13 protein-coding genes are annotated in these 12891 nt (G+C 37.7%); 8 read left to right on the plus strand and 5 right to left on the minus strand.

Going from position 1 to position 12891, the window contains the following annotated elements; genetic code table 11:
• Positions 1–7: 7 nt before the first annotated feature.
• The 3 genes from FVB32_RS10700 to FVB32_RS10710 form a co-directional block, all read right to left on the minus strand.
• The gene (locus FVB32_RS10700; RefSeq protein ID WP_147743790.1) at positions 8–2527 is read right to left on the minus strand and encodes a M14 family metallopeptidase; all 2520 of its coding nucleotides are present in this window, start codon (positions 2525–2527) and stop codon (positions 8–10) included.
• An 89-nt stretch (positions 2528–2616) separates the two neighbouring features.
• Positions 2617–3006, minus strand: a complete 390-nt coding sequence (locus FVB32_RS10705) for a PUR family DNA/RNA-binding protein (protein ID WP_147743791.1) — start codon at positions 3004–3006, stop codon at positions 2617–2619.
• Between the two features lie 82 nt (positions 3007–3088).
• The gene (locus tag FVB32_RS10710; RefSeq protein ID WP_147743792.1) at positions 3089–4840 is read right to left on the minus strand and encodes an ABC transporter ATP-binding protein; all 1752 of its coding nucleotides are present in this window, start codon (positions 4838–4840) and stop codon (positions 3089–3091) included.
• Positions 4841–5020: 180 nt separating this feature from the next.
• On the opposite strand from FVB32_RS10710, the gene nusB reads away from it, so the two are divergent.
• The 4 genes from nusB to FVB32_RS10730 all read left to right on the plus strand — a co-directional run bounded on the left by nusB (position 5021) and on the right by FVB32_RS10730 (position 8215).
• Complete coding sequence (nusB, locus tag FVB32_RS10715) at positions 5021–5968, plus strand: transcription antitermination factor NusB (RefSeq protein WP_147743793.1); 948 nt, start codon at positions 5021–5023, stop codon at positions 5966–5968.
• A gap of 38 nt (positions 5969–6006) precedes the next feature.
• Positions 6007–6486, plus strand: a complete 480-nt coding sequence (locus FVB32_RS10720) for a DUF1573 domain-containing protein (protein WP_147743794.1) — start codon at positions 6007–6009, stop codon at positions 6484–6486.
• 13 nt (positions 6487–6499) lie between these two features.
• Complete coding sequence (gene yajC, locus FVB32_RS10725) at positions 6500–6787, plus strand: preprotein translocase subunit YajC (protein ID WP_147743795.1); 288 nt, start codon at positions 6500–6502, stop codon at positions 6785–6787.
• A gap of 81 nt (positions 6788–6868) precedes the next feature.
• A complete protein-coding gene (locus FVB32_RS10730) occupies positions 6869–8215 on the plus strand; it encodes a Gfo/Idh/MocA family protein (RefSeq protein ID WP_147743796.1) in 1347 nt (448 codons plus the stop codon).
• 5 nt (positions 8216–8220) lie between these two features.
• On the opposite strand, the gene FVB32_RS10735 is transcribed toward FVB32_RS10730, so the two are convergent.
• Together FVB32_RS10735 and pepT are read right to left on the minus strand one after the other, a co-directional pair.
• The gene (locus tag FVB32_RS10735; RefSeq protein WP_147743797.1) at positions 8221–8814 is read right to left on the minus strand and encodes a YdeI/OmpD-associated family protein; all 594 of its coding nucleotides are present in this window, start codon (positions 8812–8814) and stop codon (positions 8221–8223) included.
• Position 8815: 1 nt separating this feature from the next.
• Positions 8816–10045 carry a peptidase T gene (pepT, locus tag FVB32_RS10740; RefSeq protein ID WP_147743798.1) on the minus strand — a complete coding sequence of 410 codons (1230 nt, stop codon included), beginning with the start codon at positions 10043–10045 and terminating at the stop codon, positions 8816–8818.
• 96 nt (positions 10046–10141) lie between these two features.
• Here pepT and FVB32_RS10745 point away from each other — a divergent pair, with 96 nt between their 5' ends.
• The 4 genes from FVB32_RS10745 to FVB32_RS10760 are packed head-to-tail and all read left to right on the plus strand — an operon-like array spanning position 10142 to position 12889.
• A complete protein-coding gene (locus tag FVB32_RS10745) occupies positions 10142–10561 on the plus strand; it encodes a hypothetical protein (RefSeq protein WP_147743799.1) in 420 nt (139 codons plus the stop codon).
• Positions 10562–10616: 55 nt separating this feature from the next.
• Positions 10617–11654: a quinone-dependent dihydroorotate dehydrogenase gene (locus FVB32_RS10750; RefSeq protein WP_147743800.1), complete on the plus strand. Its 1038-nt coding sequence runs from the start codon at positions 10617–10619 to the stop codon at positions 11652–11654.
• Positions 11655–11667: 13 nt separating this feature from the next.
• On the plus strand, positions 11668–12204 hold the full coding sequence (locus FVB32_RS10755) for a DinB family protein (RefSeq protein ID WP_147743801.1): 537 nt from the start codon (positions 11668–11670) through the stop codon (positions 12202–12204).
• Positions 12205–12262: 58 nt separating this feature from the next.
• Positions 12263–12889, plus strand: coding sequence for a LysE family translocator (locus tag FVB32_RS10760; protein ID WP_246139871.1), 627 nt, complete (start codon positions 12263–12265; stop codon positions 12887–12889).
• The last annotated feature ends 2 nt before the right edge of the window (positions 12890–12891 follow it).

Genomic DNA, 12891 nt, shown 5'->3' on the forward strand with positions numbered 1-12891 from the left:
GTGGATTCTACATCATCTGCCCGAAGAAAATAGCGTTCATCAACAACTTATTGGTGCCATACCAGAAAGCTCTGAAGTTTGTGTTGTCCGTAAAAAGTATGACTCTACCATTGCCCATTCTTTTTGCTTTAAATGGAACACTGTTTTTAATCAGTTCTTCATTTTCCTCGGAAATATAACCACTCAACAAGGGGTCATTAGTGTATTGAATTGGATTGTCATAGCTGTTTTTTTCAGGTTTCAGATATATGTTTGTATTTCTGAACATGGCTATCCGATTATTTTTGTATCCAAAATTGATAGGGTGGGAGCGGTCGAGTTTTGCTTCAAAAATAGCTCCTCCGGTGACCTGTGCTCCTGTAAAATCACTTTTTTGGTCAAAAGCGATGTTTTTGGCAACAAGGGTGTCTTTTTTCATTTCGAGCTTCAAGAACTCATTTTTTTCAAACCATTTGGCCGTATTTCTGTACCCGATAACTGTCCCGCCATCTTTCACCCATTTTTTTATTTTTTCGGCTCCTTCTTTATTCAAGATTTTATCGCCCCATCCACTGGGCAAAATGATATCAGTGTACTTGCTCAAATCTGCAGTATTAAAATATCGGGTGTCGATTTTGGTGATTTTCATGTCATAGCGTGTATCAAATAAGTGCCAGATTTCGCCAGCATCATAAGATCGTACCCCATCACCCACCAGAATAGCAACTTTTTGTTTTTTAATAGGATCAAAATCATTGCTTCCCAAATCAATTCCTTGTGTGAGACCCGTTGAAACCGCAGTGATTTTTATCTTGCTTTCTTGAGCTACATCAGTTAGAAAATCATATAAATCATTTGGATTCAGCTTCTGATTTTGGACGGGAACCATAATGGTTCCGTAATCGTATTGTTTGCCTTCTAAAGTAAAAGGGGATTTGGCTGTTTTTGCACGCAATCCCTTTTCCAGAATTTTATTCAATGCTTTTGGGGTGTAGTATTCATGCCATTCAAACAAATAGGCATAATTACTTTTTTTGGAGACTTCACCCATGAGAGCCTTAAAATCAACCACCTCTGGACCTGCATTGGAAAGTGAACTTACATTCGCATAATCCACATTGAATGCCAACGGAAAAGTCCATGCGGAAATATCATAAAAAAGACTGTCTTGGAAGGTTGTCCTTTTCTCGAACATGGCATTAATCAGTCTTGGATTCTTTTGATTCATAGGAACCACATAGCTATACCCTTTTTTATAGGTTTTTCCTGAAATAGTGGCATCTGAAGCCAATTCATGGAACTTTATTTTATGCCTGTTTAAGATTTCGGCCAAATGCCATGTCTTGGATGCATCTTTGCTGTCACCAAAAATGATGGCTTTGGTTCTGCTTCTTGAACCCTCAGCACGCATATCGCTATAAAACTTCTGTTGGTAATTCAATATTTTGGTGCGCATGTTCTTAGCTGCCTCAACTGTTGACAATGCCGTTGTAAACTGGTTTCTTATTGTGAAGGGAAAGGTTAGCGTGCCATTTTCACTTTCTTGGATATGGCCTCTAGAGCTGCCTTGCTCAAAAAGAATGCCTATACTCCCGTTGACATCTGGGAAAGTGGACCCTTTGCCGTAGTAGTAATCATCATAATTTTCTTCGGAATAGTAAAGGGAACCAATTTTATCAAGTGCTTTGGCATGATAGGTTGCAATTTCTTTTGTTAATTCTTGGTTGGCCTTCGGCGTTAATGGATTTACCCTTGTTGGTTCTCCGGGTTGAAAGAAAAAGGTGGAATTTGTACCCATCTCATGATGATCGGTTAGAATATTGGGAAGCCATTTATGAAAAGTGGCAATTCGAGCTCGGCTTTCTGGTAATTGCACTGGAAGCCAATCTCGGTTCATATCAAACCAATAATGATTTGTACGACCACCTGGCCATACCTCGTGATACTCTCTTTCGTTTGAATCTGGATTGAGATTCTCACTTCTGTTGGTATTGGCCCAATAGGCGAAGCGTTGCAATCCATCTGGATTAAAACTGGGATCTAAAAGAATCACGGTGTTTTCTAGGGTTGCATCAATTTCTGAACCCTGCGCTGCAGCAAGGTAGTAGGCGTAGGCCAGGGAAGCATTGGCACCACTTGCTTCGTTTCCATGAATGGAAAAGCCTTGATAGACCACTATGGGCATATCTGAAGTATTTAGGCCAGCCTCTCCATCTGACAAGGCAATATGTTGTTGTCTTATGTTTTCTATGTTTTGATGGTTTTTGGGAGAAGTAACCGTTAAAAGAAGGACAGGTCTACCTTCAAAAGTTTCTCCTCTATTTTCAATAGTCATCCTATCGCTTGAAGCGGCTAGCTGTTGCATATAAAACACCAATTTGTCGTGGGTTACGTGCCATTCTCCGACTTCGTGACCTATTACTTCTGATGGTTTTGGGATATCTGGATTATAAGAAATACCATCTGGTAAGTAATAATCTAATGTTACATTTTGTGCGGAAAGGCTAAGGCAGAACATCACAAAAAATAGGACGCTAAATTGTTTCATAAAATTGTGTTTGAATTAGTCGATGTTAAAAATAAAAAACGACCTGCATTACACAGGCCGTTTTATGGTTTTTTTAAAGATTTTTAAAACTAGATATCATCAAAATCAACATCTGTGAAGTTACCTGTTGCGGTTCCATTTTCACTAGGACCATTCTCACTGGTATCGTTTTCTTCTTCTTTCTTAAAATCTTTCTGGTGTCTTTCTGAGATTACTTCTTGACCTTTTTCATCGATAATGTAATCCATCATTTCCTCCATTATCTCTCTAAAAGCTGAAAAATCTTCTTTGTAAAGGTAGATTTTATGTTTTTTATAATGGAAGGAACCATCATCGTGAGTGAATTTCTTGCTTTCAGTAATTGTTAAATAATAATCACCTGCTTTGGTACTTCTAACATCAAAAAAGTAGGTTCTTCTCCCTGCCCGTAAGACTTTGGAGTAAATTTCTTCCTGATCCATTATATCTTTATCGCCCATATGGTCTAGTGTGTGTATTTAGTGCAATGATGAATAATTCTACCAAAAATGTAAAAAAAAAGCTAATCCAGCAACTTTTTTCCTATTCTTTCTCAGAGAGTTGGTTCAAGTAGAGTTCCTTATAATACCCTTCGACATTGTTCAATTCTTCATGGGTTCCCTCTTGTATAATGGCACCGTTTTCTAGCACAATTATCTTATCGGCATTTTTAGCTGATGAAACTCTATGGCTCACAATTAAGGTGGTTTTATCTTGGGATACCTGCTTTAAGTTGTTGAGTATTTCCTCTTCAGTTTCAGTGTCCACCGCAGACAAACAGTCATCAAATAGATATATCTGTGGATCTTTTAATAGCGCTCTGGCTATAGAGACTCGCTGTTTTTGACCACCACTAAGGGTAATACCCCGTTCCCCTAGAATAGTGTTATATTTTTTGGCAAAACCTTCTATATTTTCGTGGACTACAGCTTGTTTTGCAACATCAACTATTTCTTCCAATGAGGCATTTTCATTTCCAAAACGAATATTATTTTCAATGGTATCTGAAAAAAGAAAAGCATCTTGAGGCACGGCACCAATTGAACTTCTTAGACTATTAAGGTTCAATTGTTGCACAGGAACTCCATCAACCAATACTTTTCCTGAAGAAACGTCATATAAGCGCGCTACTAAATCAAGTATTGTCGATTTTCCTGACCCTGTTTTTCCTAGAAACGCAACAGTTTGTCCTGCTTTTATGTTGAATGAGATTTTATTGAGTGCTGTGATATTGGTATCGTCATAAGTAAAGGTGACATCCTTAAACTCAATATTTCCTGTAATTGCCGTTGATTGCGCAACCTCGTTTTTGATAGTGGGTTCCACTTTTAAAAATTCATTGATTCGCTTTTGAGAAGCTTCTGCCCTTTGAATAATGGAAGTTAACCATCCTACGATAGCGACAGGCCAGGTGAGCATATTAACGTATAAAATAAACTCGGCAATAATTCCTATTGAGGCTATTTCTCCACTTATGAATTGTTTGCCCCCTATGTAGATTACAAAAATATTACTGATACCGATCAGCAAAATCATTAGCGGGAAAAACCAAGCATTTACCTTGGCTAAATCCATGCTAATATTTTTTCCATCTACCGCCAAAGTTTCTAGCTCGGCATTTGTTTTTGGTTCAAGTCCATAAGCTTTTATCACCGCTACTCCAGAGAAAGATTCTTGTGTAAATGTTGAAAGCGTGGATAGGAACTCTTGCACTTTGGTGCTTCGTTTATGAATTATTTTACTGATTTGGTATATTAAAACAGATAAAATAGGTAAAGGAAGTAGTGTGTAGGCTGCTAAAGTGGGCGCTTTAATGAACATTAAAGGAATTAAGCAGGCGAAAAGCGTAATAGTCTGGATACCATACATGATTGCAGGACCTCCATACATACGCACTTGGTTAATATCTTCACTGATTCTATTCATTAAGTCCCCAATTCTATTTTTCTTATAAAAGTTGAGGTTCAGCAATTGATAATGATCAAAAACCTCATTTTTTAGATCATATTCGATGTAGCGTGAAACATTAATGATCGTTTGTCGCATTAAAAAAGTAAATAGACCAGACAGCAAAGCTGCCCCAACAATAATAAGAATATACCCGAACAGCAGTTCTCTGGCTTCAGACTTGGTAATGGTCTCTGCGATAAATCCTTCTATGGCCTGAATGGATTTATTTACGTAAGATGGCATTATAAGCGAAAAAACACGGGCAATGATGGTGATTAAAATCCCCATAAATAGCTTAAACCAGTATTTTTTAAAGTATTTGTTAAGGTGTTTTAGTTCCTTCATAAGAGGGAATAGCTAGTTTTTTGGAAGTTGTTTTTTGATGGCAATTCAGCAAATATATACGATTACCCACAAAGTAAATGTTATAAAAGTGATAAGAAAACAACTTTGATAGGAAGGATTAAAATATAAGATTACTTTTGCGCAGTGAAAGCCAATCAATGACTTTAAAAGTTCTTTAAAATGCTTACCAGAAGGCATATCAGAGTAAAAGTAATGCAATGCATTTATGCATTGATCCAGTCCAAAGACGATTCTTTGGAAAAACAGGAAAAGTTTCTAAAGGTGAGCATAGAGAATATGTATGTGCTCTATTTGCTGATTTTGAGCTTATTGGCCGAGTTGCATCGCATGGCCGAAAAGCATGCAAAGCACGCTACAACAAAATACTTGGCAACCGAAGAAGATGATTATCCAAACCAAGAAAAGTTTGTCAATAATAGACTTCTGCTTCAAATTTCAAAAAACGAATCCCTTCAAAAAGAATTGTCCAAAAGAAAATTGAACAATTGGTATTTGAATGAGGAATACGTGAAAATCATCTATAAGGAGGTCATTGCAAGTGACATCTATAAGAACTATATGAATGATGGCAAAGATGATTATGAAAATGATAGGGAAGCAGTACTCCAGCTATATAAGAACATAGTCGCCCCGAACGAAAAAATATACGAATACTTTGAGGATGACAAGCTTACTTGGGTAGATGATATTCCTATTGTCAATACTTTTTTGATGAAAAGATTGCGCAAAGCGAATGCCAAATCTGGCGATAATTTCTTCCTACCTGCGTTATTAAAGGACCAAGAAGATATGGTTTTTGCAAAGAATCTTCTTACCAAAACATTGCTCAACGATGCCAAATGGGAAAAAGAGATAGAGGGTAAAACTCCGAATTGGGATAATGATCGTATTGCAGAGATTGATTCAATTATCTTAAAAATGGCAATATGCGAACTACTTAACTTTTCATCTATACCAGAGAAAGTAACCTTAAATGAATATTTGGAAATTGCAAAGGAATACTCCACTCCAAAAAGCAGCATTTTTATTAATGGAGTTTTGGATAAATTGGCAAAGGAGTATAAATCGGAAGGAAAACTACAAAAAATAGGTAGGGGTTTACAATAAACAATATTTGATTAATTTTGGAAAAATAAATTTTTAGTATGAAAAAAATAACAACAATTTTTAGTTTGATTATGGCTGTTGCCCTTGTTAGTGTTTCCTGCAAGGATAAAGCCTCTAGTAAAATAGTTGCTGACAATGTTGAAAGTGCTACAGATAGAGATGAAGCACAAAAGCAGCTTCCCGTTATGAGTTTTGAAAAATCAGAGCATGATTTTGGAACAATTGCCCAAGGTACTGCGCAAGAGACCATATTTAAGTTTACCAATACTGGTAACGCACCTTTGATTATAACGGATGCTAAAAGTAGCTGTGGTTGTACGGTTCCAGAATATCCAAAAAACACTCCAATTGCACCTGGCGATTCAGGAGAGTTAATGGTAAAATTTAACGGTTCAGGTCAAAACCAGGTTACCAAAACCGTTACCGTTACGGCCAATACAGAAAAAGGAACTGAGCTTTTGAGAATCAAGGCCTTTGTTAATCCAAAGGAGGCTCAACCAGCTGGTCCTGTTAAATAGCACTAAAATCTAGATGGAAAATATTGGACAGTTTTTACCACTGATATTGATTTTCGTGGTCGCATATTTTTTTATGATCCGCCCACAGATCAAGCGTCAGAAGGATGAGAAAAAATTTACTTCAGAGCTTAAAAAAGGAGATAAAATAATAACCAAAAGTGGACTCCACGGAAAGGTTGTGGAATTAAATGACAAGGACTTTTCTTGTGTTATTGAAACCATGGCTGGTAGGTTAAAATTTGACCGCTCTGCCATTTCAATGGAAATGAGCAAGAAATTGACCGCTCCTGTCAAGAAATAAGCTTAGCACAAATCTATTTTAGACGAGCCTCTTGAAATTTTTCAAGAGGCTTTTTTGTATCTTTTGGGAAAATCCAACCGAATGGCAACAAGAAGAGAATTCGTTAAAAAAGGTTCACTTGGCCTAATGGGCTTGGGTGCTCCGATGTTTTTCCCAGTTGAACTCTTAGCGAAAATCAGAAAGAATGTAAGTCCCAATGACAGGATACAAATAGGGGTTATTGGTTGCAAAGGGATGGGTTTTGCTGATTTGATATCCACCTTGAAAATATCAGAAACCGAAGTTGTCGCGCTTTGTGATGTAGACGAGAACGTGCTGCGCTCTAGGACAGAAGAATTGGAAAAAGCAGAAATTAAGAAGCCAAAGTGGTATTCGGATTATCGAGAACTGTTGGATGATAAGGATGTAGATGTGGTTATAATAGGAACACCTGATCACTGGCATTGTTTGCAATTGACAGATTCCATAGCCGCAGGTAAAGATGTGTATTGCGAAAAGCCTATTGCAAATTCAATCGCAGAGAGCAAAGCCATGTTAGATTTTGTACATGCTAATGATCGGATGATTCAAATAGGGCAGTGGCAGCGCAGCCAACCTCATTTTGTGGATGCTATAAATTATGTGCATTCTGGTAAACTTGGAAAGATACGTTTAGCAAAAGCTTGGGCATATCAAGGGTGGATGAAACCAGTTCCTAACATTGGTGATAGCCCGATTCCTAAAGGTGTGGATTATGATATGTGGTTGGGCCCTGCTCCAAAAAGACCCTTTAACAATAATAGATTTCATTTTAATTTTAGATGGTTCTGGGATTATGCGGGAGGATTGATGACGGATTGGGGGGTGCATCTGATTGATTATGCGTTATATGGAATGCAAGCATCTACTCCAAAAGCTGTAATGGCCTTAGGGGGTAAATTTGCTTATCCAAATGATGCTTCTGAAACACCAGACACATTACAAACTGTATACGAGTACGAGGATTTTTCAATTCTTTGGGAGCATGCTACGGGAATTGATGGCGGGAATTATAATCGTAACCATGGCATTGCATTTATTGGAAACAATGGAACTTTGGTCCTAGATCGAGGGGGTTGGGAAGTGATTCCTGAAAATAATCGCCCGGACTGGAGTACAGATTTAGGCCCCAAAATTGAGCAAGTTCCCTTGCAAACTAATCAAGGCAATGGATTGGATTTACATACATCCAATTTTATTGAAGCAGTAAAAACAAGGGATGCTTCTTCACTCACAGCTCCAATAGAAGTTGGGTATAATACAGCATTAGTTTGCCATATGGGGAATATCGCCTTTAAAACAGGAACTAAAGTAAGCTGGAACAAAGAACAAAATGTTTTTGACAATGACATGGCCAATGGTCTTATAACACCAACATATCACAACGGATGGGAACTTCCTAAGGTGTAATCCAATTATCTATAAGCGTCATTAAGTCCAACTCCATTTGCTATCATGGGAAGTATTTTCTCCAATCGCCTAATTTTTGTTTTTTCTTGTTTAGCTTCTAAAATATAATCACAATATTCTTTTTGCTTATATGGTGATAATGCTTCAAAAGCTACCTTAAGCGTATTGGTTTTGCTCAATTCTGTCTTCAGTAAAACAGGTATGCTTGTTAACTTTTCATTTTTTGAGTTAACAATTTCCTTTCCGTTTTTCTGATTCTCTATAGATTCAACCATATATGCAAGGACCGTGGTATTATCAATATCTTGTTCATTGGAAAAATACCAATGGCGCATGCCTTTAGTTTTACCTTCCTGTGCATTCCGCAATACCTTTTTTGGGTCGGTTAAAAAAACACCATTATAGAACCATACTCCAAAATGGTGCTTAAATCTGCAGATGCCGAACACATTTTTACCATTAACGGTATATACCGGAATGTTCCATTTATAATCTTCTACACAATCAGTTTGTAAAGCGATTTCCCGCAGAATTTGAATTCCTGCTCTAAAGTGATGTTCTTTCTGGTAGTATACATTAAGTTTCTCCAATTTTTCCATATTACTTTATTTGAACAGCGGTTAGCTCACAAATTTTCACAATTACCTGAACTGCTTTTTCCATGCTTTCCAATGGTACGTATTCATACTTTCCATGAAAATTATGCCCTCCAGCAAAAATATTAGGGCAAGGAAGTCCCATAAAACTTAATTGAGAGCCATCAGTCCCTCCACGGATTGGCTTTATGATAGGCTCAATGCCTAGAGATTCCATGGCTTCCTTTGCAATTTCAACAATATGAAAAACGGGCTCTACCTTCTCTCGCATATTGCGGTATTGGTCTTCAATGTTTAATGTGATATAGTCGCCATATTTCTTTTGCAGCTTTGCTGTAATATCATGCAATAGTTGTTTTCTAGCTTCAAAATGCTCCTGATCATGATCTCTAATAATGAGTTGTATCTCGGCACTTTCAATTTCACCTTTAATGCTATGCACGTGAAAAAAACCTTCTCTGTCCGATGTTTTTTCTGGCACCTCTCGAGGTGGTAGAAGGCCCAAAAATTCATTGGCGATTCCAATGGCATTCACCATCTTGTTTTTAGCATATCCCGGGTGTACGCTTTTCCCTTCAATCTGTATCTTGGCACTAGCGGCATTAAAGTTTTCAAACTCCAATTCCCCAACCTGACTTCCATCCATGGTATAAGCCCAAGCTGCGCCAAACTTTTCAACATCAAATTTATGGGCGCCACGTCCAATCTCCTCATCTGGGGTAAAGGCAATTCTTATTTTACCATGCTTAATTTCAGGATGTTGCACCAAATACTCCATGGCCGTAACAATTTCTGCAATACCAGCCTTATCATCTGCACCCAAAAGGGTAGTACCATCTGTGGTAATCAATGTTTGACCTTTATATTGCAACAAATCCTCAAAATAATCTGGAGATAGCACGATTTCCTTTTGTTTATTCAAGATAATTTCTTCCCCGTCATAGTCTTTTACAATTTGCGGCTTCACATTTTTACCGCTAAAATCTGGAGTGGTATCTATATGGGAAACAAAACCTATAGTGGGCACCTTTTTGTCTATATTACTAGGAAGTGTAGCCATGATATAGGCATGTTCATCTATGGAAACCTCTTGCATTCCGATTTGATGAAGCTCCAACACCAGTTTTTTTGCCAAATTCCATTGTTTTTCTGTACTGGGCGTGGTTTTAGAGTAGGGATCACTCTGTGTATCAATAGCAACATATTCTAGAAATCGAGGTAGTAATTTTTCCATATCGTGCGTTTCATCAAAAATAACGTTTATTCAATCGTGATTTTAAGAAAAAGCAGTGGGTAAAAACTATCTTACCCCACACTGAAAACCAAACCATTGAAGCCAATTATTTTTTATATCTCTTTAATCTCCTGCTTTTTTAGTGCTGCGCAAGAAGAATGCTTCTTGGGAATAGGAGGGCAAGACGATGAAACCATTGTTGCTGTCTTTCAGCTTAATGATGTACAATCGGAAAAATTAAAGAATTGGGGAGCCGAACTTAAGATTAGGAATGGAATTTTAAAAGACCAGGCTAAACACCTCTTAAATAGACATGCGCAGAGTTCCCCAGAGGATTTAATGACAATGTCTTACAAATACAGGGATATTTTAGACAGTATGAAACAAAACTCTCGTATGCTCGACCTGCGTTTATTGGCCATTTTTAATGACAACCAATACAACCTTTATATAGAACTTTGTGAACAAATTACCTTGCGTCCTATCTATGTAGATAGGTCGGTTGACGAAAAATAGTGAATTTGTGAAATTCTGTAAGCAGAGTTTATATTTTTGTCCAAAATTTTTATAGATGTACAAGTTCTTCATCCGCTCAATCCTCTTTCTATTCGATGCAGAAACGATACATCACTTTTCCTTTGGTGCCATTAAAATACTATCCAGAATAGGAGTAAACCGAATTTTCAGAAAAACACTTGCTGTAAACGACCCAAGATTAGAGCGAGAAGTGTTTGGATTAAAATTTAAAAATCCGGTTGGTCTTGCTGCAGGATTTGACAAAGATGCCAAACTCTATAATGAGCTTTCAGATTTTGGCTTTGGTTTTATTGAAATAGGAACTTTAACGCCAAAACCCCAAGAGGGAAACCCAAAAAAAAGGTTATTCAGGTTGTTAGAAGATCAAGCGATTATCAATCGGATGGGCTTTAACAATAAAGGCGTTTTTGAAGCTGTGGAACAGCTTAAGAAGAAACATAGAGTGCTCATTGGAGGTAATATTGGAAAAAACAAGGTCACCCCAAATGAAAATGCCATAAAGGATTACCTCATATGCTTTGAGGCTCTTTTTGAGCATGTGGATTATTTTGTGGTAAACGTGAGCTCTCCCAATACACCGGGACTTAGAGAGTTACAGGACAAAAAGCCTTTGACCAAATTATTGAAAAAGTTAAAGAATCAAAATGGGAAATTGGCAAAGAAATACCAATCAAAGGAAAAACCCATCCTATTAAAAATCGCACCGGATTTAACAGAAGATCAGTTGATGGACATTATTTCCATTATGGAAGATTCTGCGATTGACGGAATTATAGCAACCAATACAACTATTTCAAGAAAAGGCTTAAAAGCCCATCTTACCTTGGCAGAGGAAAAAGGTGGTCTCAGTGGAAAACCATTGGCCAAGAGAAGCACAGAAGTGATTCGGTTTTTAGCAGAAAAAAGCAACAAAGCGTTTCCAATTATTGGTGTTGGCGGCATACATTCGGCCGAAGATGCTCTAGAAAAGTTGGATGCGGGCGCCGACTTGGTGCAGTTGTATACGGGTTTTATATATGAAGGACCTGCACTTATCAAAAAAATAAATCAGGCTATACTCGCAAAGGCCTAATTCTATATATATCATGAAAAACATTATTTGTACATCCGTAACGTTGCTAGTTGCGGTGGTAATACTTGCGCAAAATAAAAGGGAACCAAAAACAGCATTCGCAAAAATGTACCTACCTGTTTGGATGGAGGCACAGAAGCATTGTTTGGAAGTCGCCAATGCCATGCCTGAGGAATTATATACATACCAACCAACAACAGAAAGCAAAACATTTGCTGAGCAAATGGTGCATATTGGGTATACCATAGAATTGCTTACCAAGCGTTATGTGCAAGGAATGGAAGTAAAGCCAAATACTCCTGATGCTTCCAAAATGAGTAAAACAGAAATTATACAGCTCTTGAAAAGAGGATTTTCCTATACCACTGAAGTGATTTATGATATTGAACAATCCAAATTAGACGAAACATGTGTAATGTACCACAGTGGAAATACGGTAAGCAGGGCTTTTGCATTTTTTTATGTACAAGATCATTTAACCAACCATAGGGCCAAGGCCAATCTCTACCTTCGAATGAATCGCATAGAGCCACCAGCATACACTTGGTAGAATACTCAACCTTGTCGCATGTATAATTTTGTAATTTCCCCTGCTAAACTTGTACATTTTGAATTATGACACGCTTTTGGTATTTGTAATGGCATCGGCAGCACTTGCCATTTCGCCGGGACCAGATAACATTTTTGTACTCACCCAGAGTATCTCCAATGGGGTAAAATCAGGATTGGCAACGGTAGCTGGGCTGGTAAGCGGATGTCTTGTGCACACTACCTTGTTGGCTTTTGGCATTTCTGAAATCATTAAACGGAGCGATTCCCTTTTTTTTGGCATCAAGCTTTTTGGAGCCGCCTATCTTATATATTTGGCCATAATGGTCTACAGAAGCGGTTCTGCTATTTCTTTAGATCAGAAAGTCAATCCCGCAAAAGGATTATCCAAACTGTTTTGGAAAGGATTCACTATGAATGTGCTTAATCCTAAAGTGACCATTTTCTTTTTAGCTTTTTTCCCAGGATTTCTTTTTAGCAATGAACTAAGCACCGTAACGCAATTCTATGTACTTGGGTTGCTTTTTATGTTGTCGGCCTTTGTTGTTTTCAGCACTATCGCGTTCCTGGCCGGAAGTATTTCCAGCTATCTTTTAAAATATCCAAATACGGGTATTTACCTTAAGTGGTTGCAGATTGTAGTTTTCATTGGGATTGCCATTTACCTATTTCTATCGGATAAATAGTG

Source organism: Flagellimonas hymeniacidonis (genome assembly GCF_008040165.1).
Classification (GTDB): Bacteria; Bacteroidota; Bacteroidia; order Flavobacteriales; family Flavobacteriaceae; genus Flagellimonas; species Flagellimonas hymeniacidonis.

Bases quoted from the DNA above. Each gene is read 5' to 3' on its own strand.
- FVB32_RS10750 (WP_147743800.1), top strand. From the start codon at position 10,617: ATGTACAAGTTCTTCATCCGCTCAATCCTCTTTCTATTCGATGCAGAA.
- FVB32_RS10735 (WP_147743797.1), bottom strand. From the start codon at position 8,814: ATGGAAAAATTGGAGAAACTTAATGTATACTACCAGAAAGAACATCAC.
- FVB32_RS10730 (WP_147743796.1), top strand. From the start codon at position 6,869: ATGGCAACAAGAAGAGAATTCGTTAAAAAAGGTTCACTTGGCCTAATG.
- FVB32_RS10710 (WP_147743792.1), bottom strand. From the start codon at position 4,840: ATGAAGGAACTAAAACACCTTAACAAATACTTTAAAAAATACTGGTTT.
- yajC (WP_147743795.1), top strand. From the start codon at position 6,500: ATGGAAAATATTGGACAGTTTTTACCACTGATATTGATTTTCGTGGTC.
- FVB32_RS10705 (WP_147743791.1), bottom strand. From the start codon at position 3,006: ATGGGCGATAAAGATATAATGGATCAGGAAGAAATTTACTCCAAAGTC.
- pepT (WP_147743798.1), bottom strand. From the start codon at position 10,045: ATGGAAAAATTACTACCTCGATTTCTAGAATATGTTGCTATTGATACA.
- FVB32_RS10720 (WP_147743794.1), top strand. From the start codon at position 6,007: ATGAAAAAAATAACAACAATTTTTAGTTTGATTATGGCTGTTGCCCTT.
- FVB32_RS10755 (WP_147743801.1), top strand. From the start codon at position 11,668: ATGAAAAACATTATTTGTACATCCGTAACGTTGCTAGTTGCGGTGGTA.
- FVB32_RS10700 (WP_147743790.1), bottom strand. From the start codon at position 2,527: ATGAAACAATTTAGCGTCCTATTTTTTGTGATGTTCTGCCTTAGCCTT.
- nusB (WP_147743793.1), top strand. From the start codon at position 5,021: ATGCTTACCAGAAGGCATATCAGAGTAAAAGTAATGCAATGCATTTAT.